The 14,513-nt window shown below is 44.9% G+C and carries 14 protein-coding genes and 1 tRNA gene; 3 read left to right on the plus strand and 12 right to left on the minus strand.

Features of this window, described 5'->3' with window-relative positions; translation table 11 throughout:
- Positions 1–52: 52 nt before the first annotated feature.
- From ACFI6L_RS12650 to ACFI6L_RS12690, 9 genes are all read right to left on the minus strand, one after another.
- The gene (locus tag ACFI6L_RS12650; RefSeq protein ID WP_014975812.1) at positions 53–847 is read right to left on the minus strand and encodes a YggN family protein; all 795 of its coding nucleotides are present in this window, start codon (positions 845–847) and stop codon (positions 53–55) included.
- Positions 848–1,157: 310 nt separating this feature from the next.
- On the minus strand, positions 1,158–1,730 hold the full coding sequence (locus tag ACFI6L_RS12655) for an Lcl C-terminal domain-containing protein (RefSeq protein ID WP_014978491.1): 573 nt from the start codon (positions 1,728–1,730) through the stop codon (positions 1,158–1,160).
- Positions 1,731–1,732: 2 nt separating this feature from the next.
- Positions 1,733–3,511, minus strand: coding sequence for an Lcl C-terminal domain-containing protein (locus ACFI6L_RS12660; RefSeq protein WP_278344050.1), 1,779 nt, complete (start codon positions 3,509–3,511; stop codon positions 1,733–1,735).
- Positions 3,512–3,622: 111 nt separating this feature from the next.
- The gene (locus ACFI6L_RS12665) at positions 3,623–4,135 is read right to left on the minus strand and encodes a PAS domain-containing protein (protein ID WP_014948470.1); all 513 of its coding nucleotides are present in this window, start codon (positions 4,133–4,135) and stop codon (positions 3,623–3,625) included.
- On the minus strand, positions 4,135–5,130 hold the full coding sequence (locus tag ACFI6L_RS12670) for a response regulator (RefSeq protein WP_014975809.1): 996 nt from the start codon (positions 5,128–5,130) through the stop codon (positions 4,135–4,137). The genes ACFI6L_RS12665 and ACFI6L_RS12670 overlap by 1 nt, the downstream gene beginning before the upstream one ends.
- A 366-nt stretch (positions 5,131–5,496) precedes the next feature.
- A complete protein-coding gene (locus ACFI6L_RS12675) occupies positions 5,497–6,207 on the minus strand; it encodes an LrgB family protein (protein ID WP_014948468.1) in 711 nt (236 codons plus the stop codon).
- Complete coding sequence (locus tag ACFI6L_RS12680; RefSeq protein ID WP_039224692.1) at positions 6,204–6,605, minus strand: CidA/LrgA family protein; 402 nt, start codon at positions 6,603–6,605, stop codon at positions 6,204–6,206. Before ACFI6L_RS12680 ends, ACFI6L_RS12675 begins: the two co-directional genes overlap by 4 nt.
- Before the next feature lie 138 nt (positions 6,606–6,743).
- A complete protein-coding gene (locus tag ACFI6L_RS12685) occupies positions 6,744–7,505 on the minus strand; it encodes a LytR/AlgR family response regulator transcription factor (RefSeq protein ID WP_014948466.1) in 762 nt (253 codons plus the stop codon).
- Positions 7,506–7,657: 152 nt separating this feature from the next.
- The gene (locus tag ACFI6L_RS12690; RefSeq protein ID WP_014948465.1) at positions 7,658–7,984 is read right to left on the minus strand and encodes a DUF3718 domain-containing protein; all 327 of its coding nucleotides are present in this window, start codon (positions 7,982–7,984) and stop codon (positions 7,658–7,660) included.
- Between the two features lie 312 nt (positions 7,985–8,296).
- Between ACFI6L_RS12690 and ACFI6L_RS12695 the strand changes: the two genes are divergently transcribed.
- Positions 8,297–8,956 carry a hypothetical protein gene (locus ACFI6L_RS12695; protein WP_014975806.1) on the plus strand — a complete coding sequence of 220 codons (660 nt, stop codon included), beginning with the start codon at positions 8,297–8,299 and terminating at the stop codon, positions 8,954–8,956.
- A gap of 48 nt (positions 8,957–9,004) precedes the next feature.
- On the opposite strand, the gene ACFI6L_RS12700 is transcribed toward ACFI6L_RS12695, so the two are convergent.
- The 3 genes from ACFI6L_RS12700 to ACFI6L_RS12710 all read right to left on the minus strand — a co-directional run bounded on the left by ACFI6L_RS12700 (position 9,005) and on the right by ACFI6L_RS12710 (position 11,419).
- Positions 9,005–9,334, minus strand: coding sequence for a hypothetical protein (locus tag ACFI6L_RS12700; protein WP_014948463.1), 330 nt, complete (start codon positions 9,332–9,334; stop codon positions 9,005–9,007).
- 154 nt (positions 9,335–9,488) lie between these two features.
- Positions 9,489–10,538, minus strand: coding sequence for an MbnH family di-heme enzyme (locus tag ACFI6L_RS12705; protein WP_462574140.1), 1,050 nt, complete (start codon positions 10,536–10,538; stop codon positions 9,489–9,491).
- Positions 10,539–10,609: 71 nt separating this feature from the next.
- Entirely contained in the window at positions 10,610–11,419 is an 810-nt protein-coding gene (locus ACFI6L_RS12710) for an MbnP family copper-binding protein (protein ID WP_462574138.1), read from the minus strand.
- A gap of 83 nt (positions 11,420–11,502) precedes the next feature.
- On the opposite strand from ACFI6L_RS12710, the gene ACFI6L_RS12715 reads away from it, so the two are divergent.
- Both ACFI6L_RS12715 and ACFI6L_RS12720 read left to right on the plus strand, forming a co-directional pair.
- On the plus strand, positions 11,503–14,256 hold the full coding sequence (locus tag ACFI6L_RS12715) for a choice-of-anchor B family protein (protein ID WP_462574139.1): 2,754 nt from the start codon (positions 11,503–11,505) through the stop codon (positions 14,254–14,256).
- Positions 14,257–14,382: 126 nt separating this feature from the next.
- Positions 14,383–14,459: transfer RNA gene (locus ACFI6L_RS12720), tRNA-Ile, on the plus strand.
- Positions 14,460–14,513: the final 54 nt, after the last annotated feature.

Below are 14,513 nucleotides of genomic sequence, written 5' to 3' on the forward strand. Positions count from 1 at the left end.
CGCAGGCTTTTCAGTCTTTAACCAGAATTAGTACACGTAATACTTATTTCAACTAGTTTTCACTCTTATCATGTCGCGTAATGATATTGTAAGGCTTGAATGCAGGCACACTTGCTCGAAGGTTTTCTTCCGCTACGTCTAAGCGTTTGAGCTTTTCACAAAACCACTCTGCCTTTTTACGCAATGTCGTAGCTTTATCACCCACATCAAGATGCTCGCCCACGTTATTAAGCTGACGAGTAATTTCCGCTACTTTCTCTTGATTTACTTCGCCACTTCCGGTGTTAATGCCGCTGATTGCCGATAATATACCGCCTACTGAGGTAGAAATTGCTTCCTCAAGCTGCGCTTCAATTTCACTATCCACGAATTCATCAACGCTTTCCAGTGATCCTGGGCCAATAAAATAATGATTACTGGCATGCCTGAATTTATCTTTCACACGGTTTTGAACTCGCTTCATAGCAGCATTCAAACGCTCGTAGCTGTCGTGATCACTGCCTACTAGGCCTAGGTAAACATGCTCAATGGTATCAATAGCTAAATCTACACCTTCAGTGGCCAAAATAATCATTTTTGGTACTACATAGTGTAACCCTGAAGAATACTCTTCTAGCCACTGCCGTTCTTGCTCATTCAAGGTTTGCCAACGTCCACCTACAAATAGCTGGTTTTGGTCATTAATCTGAACTACGGTGCGGGTTTTATCCATTACGCGAAGCTGTTCGTTATTAACGGCAATACCGTAAGCAAAATCGATATTACAGGTATATTCAGCCTGCGCCGATGTGCTAAGTCCAGCGAATAAACAAATTGTAAAAAGGGCAGCCTTAAGGCTCGATATCATTTTCATACCAACATTGTGGCTAGCTTACTGGGAAATAAAAAGCCATCATGAGTCTAACGTGCTAAAAATCAGGTTGAACATGTCGATATTATCAATCTACTCAAAACGCAGCTTGATAGTAGGGCTTGTTGACTTTTGTTATTCACCAAAGGTCAACAGGCTCTAAGCAAGAGTGTCGATTCTCTTTAAAATTGACGTTCAAACCAAAAAACAAAGCACGCATTATAGAGCGTGCTTTGTTGATAAAAAGTCTAAGGGTCAGATACTAGACGAAAGACTAATACGAAGCGGTGTAGATCTTTATCTACACCTATTCGTTGGTGTAGGTGCGCACCAGTCGTACGTAAATGAAACGGTCTTTCTCTTTAATCGAATGGCTCGCATTAAAGAATGCAACAACCCAGGCTCTGTCTGGATCATCTGCCGAAGGGGTAGAAGTCCAAAAATCATCCGGAGGCGTAGCTGGGAAAAGGGAGCTATTAATCGCCGGGCGTACGCAGTCGCGTTCCGTTAAGGTGGCCAACTCTTTAACGTTGGGCAAGCGCCATCCTAGCAGGTCTTCGTTACTCGCCTGCTGCGCAAGTTGTAGCGCCTGCTGCCACGTATACTTCACCGCTTCACCACTGCATGTTGAGCCGTCCCAAGTTTGCCCTTCGGAACATCGTCTCCATACTAAATCTGTGGTGGTATCCAACAAAGTGCTGGTAGTCACTGCTTCAAAATTATCGTTGGGCGTGGTTTCTAGTCCATCAGACAAGCACTCTTGAGCGAAAGTTGAAAGCGATGCACTAGCAAGCAACGTCGAGGCCGCAACCATTTTGAGTGTAGTTAGCACTGCGCTTTTCAGTACGCGTTGAGCGGATTTATTAACTTTATTGCTCATGACTATCTCCCTGCTCTTACAAGACGAACACGCGCCGCTGATGACTTATTAAGAAAGTTATCGACACCTGAATCGAAATCCAATGCCCATGCATTTTGTGCATCATCACTGTTTACCCCATCCGCACTTGGCACTGAGGTCCAATACCATAGGGGCTCGGTAGAGACTGCGCCAGTGTTAGGGAAGTAATCTTCATCAATGGCCACGTCGTCGGCAATGCCTAAATGCATTAACGAAAAGAGTTCATGGTGAGTAGGTAGCCGCCAGTCGTAAAAACCACACAGCCCTTGTGCGTTAACCGCCTGTACATATGCAGAGGTATTACAGCTGGTTAATAAGCACGTTGCATTCGCGCCTGTCTGGTCGCCCTCAAAACCGCCATTTACCTCTTCGCTGTACCAAGAATAGGTGTAGTCTTTATCTTGAAATGCCCCATCGTCAGTTTTAACTTCCCACACCAATCCGGTGACATTGTCACGAACGCACGACCACGTATCTGCGCTGGCGTCTTGTTCGTCGCCATTGGCATTTAAACGGGTAAAGTCGAAGCCGGCTTTACCACGCCCAGCTTTTTCAATTAAGCCATTCTGTTCAATAATATCAGCTCCGCGTTGTCCGTCTTGGCCAGGAAAATCATTTTGCTGCGCCTCTGTTAACGCATTATTGGTGGCTTGCTGCAAAAATCCCGTGTCGTTCAATAGCGGCGTCGGCATGGGGCGTATTCTAACGTTAATGGTGTCTTCAACACTGTTGTTGTTAGCGTCTGTTACAGTAAGTGTATAGGCCACCACAGTCGCGGTGGATACGGAAGGGGCAATAGCAAACGTAGATAGTGCATCGTTGTCATCTACCGGGCGAGCTGCCACTCCCGTGTTTGCCCCATTGTTAGATGTAAAGTTGTTACTGCGCTCCCAAGAATAAGTAAGCGGTAGAGCACTGGGAATACTGGTGCTTGCTTCACCATCCAAAATAACCACCTCACCACTGAAAACGCCTTGCGAGAAGCCTGCATCAACCACAGGCAGTGTCTCGGTTTCAGACTGCACTGAGATTGTCACTGTGTCTACGTCGGTTGCACCTTCGCTATCAGTTACTTCAAGTTGAAAAGTAAGTTCCTGAGACTCGTTAGCGATAGGCGTAGTAATTGTTAAGGTAGAAAGGTTCGTTTCCACCCCCGTAATAACGTTAGTGCCGCTGGTTTGAGACCAAACATAATCGGCAATTTCGCCATCGGACGTAGATGAGTCAGTATCGCTGCTTCCCGTGCCATCAAAAATAATTTCAACGCCGCCTGGAAAAGTGTTCGCAGGCAGACCTTCCCACGCAGGCACATCAATACTTGCTTCCGGTGCTATGTTTACCGGCGCAACAGTAATTACCGTGAAGTCACTAGCCGTATTACCGCTTTGATCGTTTACCGAGACGGTAAGCGTGTATTCAGTGGCGCTATTAACTAACGGCGCGACGAAGCTCGCTGCAGAAGCGCTGGTGTCTTCATGTGTAATGGTCAGCGATGGAGACGCGCTCCAGTTGTACGTATACGTGCCATCACCACCACTCACTTGTGCACTTAGTGAATAGGTCACGCCTTCCGTTACGGTAGCGTTAGCGCCTGCATTAACAACTAAGTTGCCATTGCCAGATCCCCCACCACTAGAGTCACCATCTCCGCCTCCGCCACCACCGCAGGCTGCTAGAATGAAAGCACCACCAATAACTGCAAGCCCGCGTATTACGGTGCGAGGAAGGTAGCTTGAAAATGAAGACGAACTTGATTGCATACGTACTCCCATCGCACTCTGTGCTGCTGTTCTATGCTCAGTGCGAGTAAAAACTTGATGTAGATAGAACCGCAAGATAAACAATATACTCTCACGGGTTACACGTAGCGGTTATAAGAAGGTTTTCTTTGCTCTATCTGATTGTGAGCTTGCTTCTTGCGCTTCAGACACTGTTACTTGTAGCGCTTCTAGCTGCTTTTTACCTACCGCTACATCAGTCATGTCGTAAATCATCATACTGATAAAATCCACCTTACCCGTCGCAGAAGTAAGAGGAGAAAGTGTGATGTTTTGGTACATGAATGACTCACTACCTGTAATCGGCCGGTAGTTTGGAAACTTGAACAAATAAGGGCGTTGTTCCCATGTCATAAAGGCACGGGTTTTTAGGTCGAAAACGGGCTTAGCTTTCTTAATAAACCAGTCTTGTTTGATTGCGGGAAATAACGAAAATAACGTTTTGTCTCTTACTTCACTCGGCAAAAGCCCACTGTGACTTTCCATAAAACCGTTCCACACTTGCACGGTGAAGTTGCGGTCTAGTACAACAATGCCAACGTCTACCGTTTGTAGCATGTCCATCATCCAGTGAAATTCTTGTAACTCATCTAAATGCTGGCTCATTAGAAATCCTCCAACAAATGGGCGAGTTTAGAATTCATCATTTTCATAGACTCTTCCGTGAACAACAAAATCAAATCACACTGAACATTGTAGCCTTCCAAGCCATAGCTAAGCTCAATCGCCAACGTTCGCTTCCACTTTATTTGGTTCATGCTGATAATTTCAGTGATGGCACGATGTTGACCAAGTACAATGGGATGACCTTGGCTGAAGTTAATGTCCATTTGATGGGCCAGCCCTGTTAAACAGGTTCCAATCAAAATACTCGCAGCATCCATAAGCAGCTCTAACTGAAGCTGATCGTCAACTTCGCCTTCTACATTGAGTATTTTAGCCACGTCGTCAAAGCTTGAGTCGCTCAAAATACACAATGCCTCACCACTAACACCTGGCCCTAAGAAGCCTTGGCATACCGCAGTAACTTGCTCATGGCTCTCAATATCAGAAAGCATCATGTGAAGTTCAGACACTTCAATTAAATTAACGTTGGGAATAGGCAGTTCAACAAACACGTTCATGGTGCGGGCTAAATGATCCCCCGCTTGCCCCATGGCTATGTTAGTGATTTCTTGGTAACAATCGCGGATTTCAGGGTCTAGCGGTGAAACTTCTTCCGGCTCTTCCTCTTCAACATGAAGAATGTTGAATTTATCTAGTACCTCGGCCAGCTTCTTAGGATCCACCGGCTTTCGAATAAAGTCCAAAGCGCCAAGCGATGTCACTCTTTCATGAGCTTCAGGCTGAATATCACCAGACACAACAATAACTTTGGTTTTAAGACCTTGTTTCTGAATTGCTTCTAATGTGCCGTACCCATCTAAAACGGGCATATTAAGGTCGAGCAATAGAAGATCGCCCTTTCCTTCAGCGAGAGCCGATAGAGCATCTTGACCATTCTTCGCAAAATGTACGGCCACTTCCCAATCTTGAGGAAGGCATTTAGCCACTTGCTTGCGCGCAACTAACGAGTCGTCACATACGAGTACAGAAAACATTAAGTTCTTTTACCACCTAGCTTTTGAAACCAGCTACCGCCGGTATTTTCTAGCAATTTCAATTGTATCGGCACAACTACTGTGAACTGAAGTAACGATTTGAGTTAACTTACACTTCGCAGTAACCCGGTTACTTTTTGTTTGAATAGATACCGAGCATATAGTGATACGAAACACCTCACTAAGAAATAGCACTTTTGGGGAATATTGCCAGCACGTTTTTACTCACAAACATCACGGCGCGTTGATTCTTTGCTACGCGTTTTTCCAGCAGCTTGTGCACCTTTTAGTCAAGGCGGGTGATTGCAGGTCTGGTCAGGCTAAATCACTACCAATAGATAGAACGCTAAGTTACGAGAAAAGCTATCAAACAAAGAAACCAAAAATGACAGGTAGTGCCAACGCAGTAAATATACCATTTACACAAAGGCCTAGAGTCGCCATCGCCGCCACGTCTTCCCCCATTTGAATAGCTTTGGCTGTACCAATTGCGTGGGCCACCGTGCCCATAGCAATACCTTGCGCCTGTCGATTTTGTACATTGAGGATCGCAAACACACCAGTAGCCACAATGGCTCCAACTACACCCGTCACAATGACAAAAACGGCAGCCAATGCGGGAATGCCGCCAACCTGCGCACTCGACTCCATAGCAAGGGGCGTGGTGATTGATTTAGCTAACATGGTAATTTGTATTGCACGCGGTGCATCTAGTGCAAACAAAGTAAGCCACGCGGTGAAAGGCGCGAGTATGCCACCAAAAGCAATACTCGCCATTAACCGCCAGCCGTAGTGCCTTAGCTTTTGCCATTGTCTGTAAATGGGTAGTGCTAATGCCACAGTGATAGGCCCTAGCAACCAATGCAACAAAGAAGCCGCCTGTTGATACTCAGTAACCCCTGTTTCAGTTAAATAAAGGCCAGCTGACACAATCAGCGCGGTAACGACAATGGGATGCGCTAGCGGGTGACCTTTGCATTTTTTGTTCACCCAAAGGGCAATAATGTAGCCAATTATTGAAACGCTAAGCCACAATAACCCCGTTAAGCTAAATGCTTGATGTAGAGCCTCCTTCATTCTTGCTTTCCACCCTTGCTTGCCACATCTGAGCCGCTGCCGCTTTTGCTATTAAACAATTGCTGCGAAAACCAAGCGGTTATCCCTAAACTTATCGAGGTCGTTACAATAATCGCGATAGCAATGGCAAGTGCATTGGACTGAATGTCAGCCCAATAAATAGATACGCCAAGTACGGCTGGAATAAACAGTAAGGACATATGCTTCAAGGGAAAAGTAACAAAGCGCGCCGTGTGAACCTCAAGCTGAGGAAAAAGAAAAAGCATCGCGAGTAAAAGGAATAAGCCCATTAATGGCCCTGGTATAGGAAGTGCGCTCACATTAACGACAACTAGCCCAAGATAATAAGCAGCAAACACTAAAACTGCGCCCACTATCATGTTTCTTACATCTCGCACTATCGCTCCTTATTAGGCCTTGCAGGTCCTAGTACTTATTCCCAAAATTCAGTGAGTAAGTGTAACGATAAGCGAGTTAGACCACCAGCAGTACCATGGTCGTATAGTAGAATGTTGCACTGAAATGCGCTTTGACGTTCAGTCTGTCAGCCAAAACTGATAGTAATACTTGTGAGTAATCTTGAACGCTTCGCCACCTTGCATGACAACTCGCTGCTGATTGAGTTTTTGCTCCAGGTGCGCGATATGTTTTGCGTTGACCGCCACAGAGCGGTTACAGCGTTTAAAATTCTGCTCTCCCAAACGCTTAAGTAATTCACACAAGGTGGTGCGGACAACGTAGCTTTCTGATAGCGTTTGAACACACATGTAGTCACCTGCAGCTTCAATCCATTTAATCTCTGCTGGATTTAAGCAACACCAACCGTTTTCAGCGCGTATCCCTACAACATTTGGCTGAACACTTTTGTTCAATTGCTGGCGCAATGTAGCTAGAAGCGCAGGTTCAGACACCCCATATTGTTCACAAAGTCCCTTTACCAGCATATTGAATTGAAAGTCCCGTTCATAAAAATGGTACTTGGTTTTGACATGCTCTATAGCGTTTAATACTTGGGGTTCTTCAAGTGGTGATTTAACAAATCCTGACGCGTTATGAGAAAAGGCTAACAGCGCTTCTTCGTCTTTATTTCCTACTGCAAGCCAATACCGTGATGCAAGGTTTCGACTTGACTGAGAGACTGAATAGAAACCGATGGACTGAGGATATTTCTCTGCTAACGCAAGACAATGGCCTACCGATTGAGCGCCATAAACGTGACTGAATACGTCTAGCTTTTCTAGCATTTTGCAAAGTGAGTTTTGCATAGAAACAGAGTGTAAAAACACCAGTGCGATCATCTGCGATCCCTTGCAAGTGCAAGCAGTAATAGCTGTCAGTGTTATCTATCCCAGTCTTAATAAGTGATGGGATGTAGACAGCGAAAAGTAAAAATAAGCGAAAAAGGGGCTATAAGCTGCATAGCCCAATCGCCAGGGTAGAAAACTCTTCATTAGCGTTTTGCTGTTAGTACACTAGGGCTAGCATTAATGCGACGAGCAATCAGCTGTGCGTTTTTAGATGCATTATGAGTAAGTGCAAAAGTAAGCATGTCTTGCCCGTTGCACACTAATCCTTCATGGATATATCGCATTTTAAAACCCGTCGCTTTCACGGCGCGATGCAATCGCAAACGGCTATCGCTTTTTACCGCTTCACACACTGCAATTAAGTTTTTTTCTACATGCTTGGGATACGGGGCGGCATTCGCTACTGTTGCAGTAAGCGACAAGGTTATTCCTAGTAAAGCAAGTTGGGTAACACGGCGTGACATAAACATAACAAGTTCCTCTGATAATATTCGGCAACGCGGTGACTACCTCTTTTGTCCCCGCACCATTAAATTAGTGAAACTTTGTAAAATTCACGCTATAAAAACGTTAAAGCACCGCTATTTGAGACGTTGCGACAAGTACACAAAAGCTAAGGTTTAATAATCGGTCTAAACTGTTATTAGTCGTACTTAACACACACTTTGCAACATTCTTATAAATGCATACATTGCAAAGTGGAAAATCATAAGCAAATACTCTTGCCCGCCTAGCGGTGCAGACAATAATCTAATTTCTTAACACGTATTCAAGGAAGAGCCATGTTAGAGCAGCAACAGTACCACCTTATTAGAGAGCATATGCAGCCTGGTGACATCATCGCATTTGGTGGCAATAGCTTATTTTCTCGTTGGACCAAACTCACTACACGCTCTGCGGTAACGCATGTGGCAATAGTTATGCAAACGAAGATGCGCGATGAAGATTCTAATCGATATTTTAATCAAGTCATGGAAGCTACATCGTATAAAGGAAAGCGAGGGGTAATGACCAATAGACTAAGCGAGCGTGTAGCATCTTATGACGGTGATATTTGGTGGCTGCCCTTGTCTAGCGCGTCAAGAAGTATCTTTGAGCAAAATAAGCGAGACTTCTTTAACTTCATGTTTGAACAAGACGGGAAACCTTACGACGTGCTACAGCTATTCGGCTCAGCAGTGGACGCGATTGATGAACATCCCCTGTTCGGCAGCATAAGCTACAATCAAGAAGACTTTAATAGCTGGTTCTGTTCAGAGTTAATTGCTGAGGGGTTGGAGACTGCAGGTGTTGTAAGTGGCGTAAATGCATCGGAAGTCACGCCAGTGGATATCTGCCGGTTTAACATTTTCAAAAAGCGTTACGTACAGCTTAAAGGAAAAGGAAGGGTAATTGGAGGGTTCAATTCACTCAAGGCAGATAACTGGGGCCAGATTGCCTAACCCCATTAATTAAAAACACATCTACCCCAATATGGGGTAAGGTGAGTTTTAGAAAATACTGTCTTGGTGAATCTTAATAAACATGCTCGTCCCAATTTTAGAGTAATCGATTTTATACTCTTTCCCATTTAGGGTTTGTACGAACAATAATGTTTTTTCGTCGCCAAACACATCGCTAGTAGTTACATCTACTAGTTCCATGTCCATCATCTTGGCATCGCGCTTGTTTTCAGGCACTTTGCCTTCGTACTGCTTAATACCTTTATAAGTAACAAGAATTGGCGGATGTTCATCACCATTGATCACCAATAGATCTAATTTTCTTATTTTATGAATGATGGTATTTCGACCACTTGTAATGAAGGGTTTTTCAGTCATTCTCATCTCCGCGACCGCTCACCTGCTTTATAGTTATTAACAAAGAATGTAAGTGATTGAGTTTATCACGATGTTAACAATCAGCACATAAGCATTTGGTTGATATATGTGTGCAAAGTATAAACATAAATTACACAAAATGAGCAATAAATCGCTAATTTTTGCGTGTAGTGTGTGTTTTTACAAATTGCTCGTCGGTTAAACTGCGCAAAAATGCAACCAACGCCGCCTTTTCATCTTCAGAAATCGTAAAGCCTTTTATAAACGGACTGCGGTAAGGGTTAGGGCTTTCAGCCAGATTTCCCCCACGAGCATAAAACTCAATGACTTCATCAAGGGTGGCAATACTGCCATCATGCATGTAGGGCGCAGTAAGGGCTATATTGCGCAAAGTAGGTGCTCTAAACTTCCCCATGTCTTGTTTATTGTGAGTAACGCTGTAAAGCCCCATGTCCGATTCCGGATAACTGCCCTTCCCATCTTCGTTATACAGGCCAGTGTTGTGGAAAGGCTGAGCCGCAAAAGGTTGAAAACTATGCTTAGACGATTGAGTAAAGTTCAGACCTCCGTGGCAGTGAAAGCACTCAGTGCGCTCTGAAAAAAACAGATTCAAACCTTCAAGCTGCTGGGCGGTTAGTGCATCGTCATCTTGAGCGTAAGCGTAGTTATCGAAAGCACTATTAAACGACACTAAACTTCTCACGTAGCTAGCAAGCGCTTTTACGATATTATTTAAATTGGGTGTATTATCACCATAAGCCGCTTCAAACAGCGCTCGATATTCGCTGCCCTCAAAGCGCTTTAATATACGCTTTTCATTTCCCGTAACGCCCATTTCCACAGGATGTTCATTAAAAAGCGGGATCATCAGCTGCTTTTCTATACTTTCTAAATTGTTATGCGCCCAAGTGAAGGATGCATTATAAGCCACGTTTACTAGCGCTAATGCGTTACGGTTTAGCGCGTCTCCATTCGCGCCTACTGAAACCGTCTTAGGTTCAGAGAAAGCATGCTCTGGTTCATGGCAGCTGCTGCATGAAACCGTGTTGTTAGCACTTAAGCCCTTATCAAAGAAAAGCTTCTCCCCCAAAATTACGCTTTCTTCGGTCACAGGATTGTCTGCGGGAACGGGAGGCGGTGGAATATTGTGAGGCAAATTCCAAATGTAAGGCGTGGGCGATTTACTGCACGCGCCTAAAATCATTGTAACAAGAGCCATAATTGACGCCTTGAAAGCGAGCAGAGCTCGCCTTCTAGTGCAAATTAAAAGTGCCGCTACTGCCACTTAATCCAAGGCCTGTGTACTAGATTCTGAATAAGCTTTTTACAGGGTTCAACTTCAGGTGACTCAAACATGCAGCTTGGTGCTTCGTTTATATTAACTTGCGCGACAATGTTAGACACCGAAACTTCCAGATCTAAATCGGTATCAAGTTGCGTCATTGGTAAAATAAATTCCACGCGGTTAGTGAAAGCACAAGATTTTTCAGGAGCTCTTACCGCTGATTCAGAGTCGCACCCCACGCTACCTAAATGATAAGACCATTTGCGTGTATCTTCTGAGCCTTTAGACACATCCAGTCTCAAAAACTTGTGACCGTTTTGCCAGCTCCAAAACATTGTACTGTCATTCAATGGCGAAGGCTGTGTAAGCGGGTTAGCGTGATTATCGTCGAAGGGAAGACCCATAGTGAAGCGCAAGTTTGTGGACAGCTTTAATAGCTCTTCTGATACATCCAACACAATTTTACTATTGGCATCTTCTGGATTATTGCACTTGTTGTGAAACTTCAGTAACGCTACGTTTGGCGTCTGCCACTGTGTTTGCTTAAACTTAACCCGCTGCCATTTCCCATCAATCCGTATTTCTGGCTTGCTAAGGTAAAAGCCAAAATAATCAATATTCCAACGCTGTTGCCCAATGCTCATTATCATCGGGCAAGCACCTGTATCGACTCCAACCAACTTAAACGGGATTTCACCTGGCTCCCGTCCTTTGAGATTTATTACGTCACATCCAGCTAACGACACTAAGACGGCCAAGAGTAACGAAGGCATGACACTCATGCGAAAAGGCTTTTTCATTTACGTATGTACTTCCTTTGGATATCTGGTAGTTTTTTAAACAAACCACTATTTTCTATTTTTACACTTGCACGGACGACAAGATGAATACATTACCATTAACGCTCATAGTGCTGCTTTTTGCATTTATGAGTCAAGGTGCACTGGCACACACCGACCACGACAAAGCGCGATTCGTTGCCGAAGACGGCGTGGATGCAGGCAAGTGTGACAACCGTTTCCGGCCGTGTAAAACACTAACTTATGCCGCTCGACAGGCCAATAAAGGCGACAAGATTCTGGTTGCAGAAGGTCAGTATCATTTCGACAACGCTCAACATGCACAAGTTCTAAACGACAGGCTTTTACCCGTATTAGGGGGTTTTTCCCGAAAAGATCATTACCAGGCGCAAAAGCCAGCGTTGCATAAAACCACGTTGATTAACGTACCTGCGTATTTATCAGAAGCGCTTTATGAAAGAGGTTTCGACAGTATTGCTGACGGGAAGGCCGCGACTTCGCTTGAAACTCAGGCATCATCGCACATGGAATTAAGTACCGAAGTCAGTGCAAATGAGACATGCACTAATGGAACGGCCGCCGACTTCCCATGCAGCAATATCGATTTGCTCTCTCATGTACCTGTTAACGTATTATCGTCGGTATCAAATGGTGCTAATGATATTTGGGGGCACGTTGATTTAAACAACCACCGAGAATATGCCATTATCGGTATGCAGGCCAGCATTGCAGTTGTAGATGTAACAGAGCCAGCAGCGCCTGTAGTAGTAGGTGAAATTATTGGGCAAAGTACGACATGGCGCGACTTAAAAGTTTATCAGTACTTCGATAGTGCGGCAGGGCGTTTTAAAGCGTACGCCTATGCCAGCGCCGACAGCGTAACCGAAGGGTTTACTATCATAAACCTTAACGACCTTCCCAATAGCATTAGTTTAACGAAGCGCAACACTGACAATAACCGTGCGCACAACATTTACATCTCTAACGTAGACTTCACCCTTAATACCCCGTTGAATGACGCAGTGCCTCAATTGCATTTGGTTGGGCAAGACAGTAACGGCGGCGCCTTTCGTTCATACGCGCTAACCTCCCCACAAACACCAACGGCATCATACATACCAAGCGGACTCACACGTGCCGATTATACGCACGATGCGTCATCTATGCGCGTTACAGACGCAAGAGCGCAAACTGACTGTGTGAATGCTACGGCTAATGGGTGTACGGTTATGCTTGACTTCAATGAAGATGCAATGCGCCTTTGGGATCACACGAACACAAACAGTGCCACTGAACTAAGTCGTGTAAGTTACAACGAAGTTGCCTATACCCACAGCGGTTGGTTTAGCGAAGACAAGCAGTACGCCTTTGTACACGATGAATTGGACGAGAGAAACTTCAACTTAAACACCCGGGTTATAATTTTTGATATTTCATCACTCACAACACCTGTACTCGCCAGCATTTGGAGCAGTGACAACGGCACTATCGATCACAACGGCTACGTGAGAGGAAACCGCTATTATATGTCTAACTATGAGCGTGGCTTAACGGTATTAGACATTTCAGACCCTACTGCACCTGTGGAAGCAGGCTTCTTCGACACCTACCCTGCTTTTAATAGCACCAACTTTAATGGTGCGTGGGGCGTCTACCCGTTTCTACCTAGCGGTAATATTTTGGTTAGCGATATTCAGCGCGGTTTGTTTGTATTAAAAGACAATACTTTAAGCGCAACAACAGTCGCGGCCTTCTCTCAGGCTAATTATGAAACGGATGCTGATACAAGCTTAAGCCTTCCTGTTAATAAGACAGGTACCGGGGCTATGACAGTTGCGTATGAAGTAATAGCGGGTTCAGCCACCAGCAGCGATGTAATGTTAGCGTCTGGAGAACTCAGTTGGGGTGCATCTGAAACACAGGCTAAAAATATTACGTTAAGCGTTAGTGCTAATGAAGATACCGAAAGCAATGAGGTATTTTTCGTCAGACTATTTAACCCGCAAGGAGGAGGTATCGCCTCTGGTAGCGGCTATGCTCAAGTCACGATTAACGGTGCTGCCCAACAAGGAAAAATTGAATTAAGCGCTGGCGAACTCGCTGTTTTAGAGACCGACTCTGAATTTGCGTTAAACATTGTTCGCCAAGGTGGAAGTGAAGGCGAAGTGAGTGTGGACTATTCACTGGAAAGCGGTACAGCAGTGAGCGATGAAGACTTTGTCAGTCAAAGCGGCACGCTAACTTGGAGCGACGGCGATACCAGTTCGAAGACCGTAAATATTACGCTTATCAACGATAGTATCGAAGAAGACAACGAACAATTTCGTTTAGTACTTGCTGCACAAGACACCTATCTTCTAGGTGGTGTGGTAGAAACGCTGATTACAATAAAAGACGATGAGAGCAATCAGGCTCCCGTGGTAAACGCAGGAACAGATGTTGAAACCGATGTAAGAGCCAGCGTTGAATTAACCGGGAGCGCCCAAGACCCCGAAGGCGCGTTAACAAGCGTAGTGTGGACGCAAACCGCTGGCGACACGGTTACCATCAGAAATGCAGATACATTGACCATGTCTTTTACTGCCCCATCATCACAAAGCAATTTAACCTTTTCGTTAACCGCAACAGATGAGTTTGGTATCAGCACCAGCGACACCGTTACTGTTACCGTAAACGAAAGTGTAGTGAGCTTGCCAACGGATACTAATTCAAGTAGCTCTGGTGGAGGCGGTTCTACGACTCTGTTAACCATGTTGGGCTTGGTGTTAGCGCTTGGATGGCGCCGTGTTAAATTGCCGAACAAGGCAGTAAAACTACAGCTTAGTGAACAAAAATAAAGCAAACAAATCACAAAGCCACCAGCGAGGCGTGACAAGGCAAATAAAACTGCTTATACTTGCGCTCACTTGTGGTTGTTATGCATAGCAATTTGCAATAAAAAACTGCACAGCACATCTCAAAATGGCCCCATAGCTCAGTTGGTTAGAGCATCCGACTCATAATCGGCAGGTCCCCTGTTCAAGTCAGGGTGGGGCCACCATTTTTTCTGACTCTACGGCTCTACCCCATAAACGGGGGATCAGCATTCATCTTA

This window comes from Alteromonas sp. G4i35, assembly GCF_054960375.1.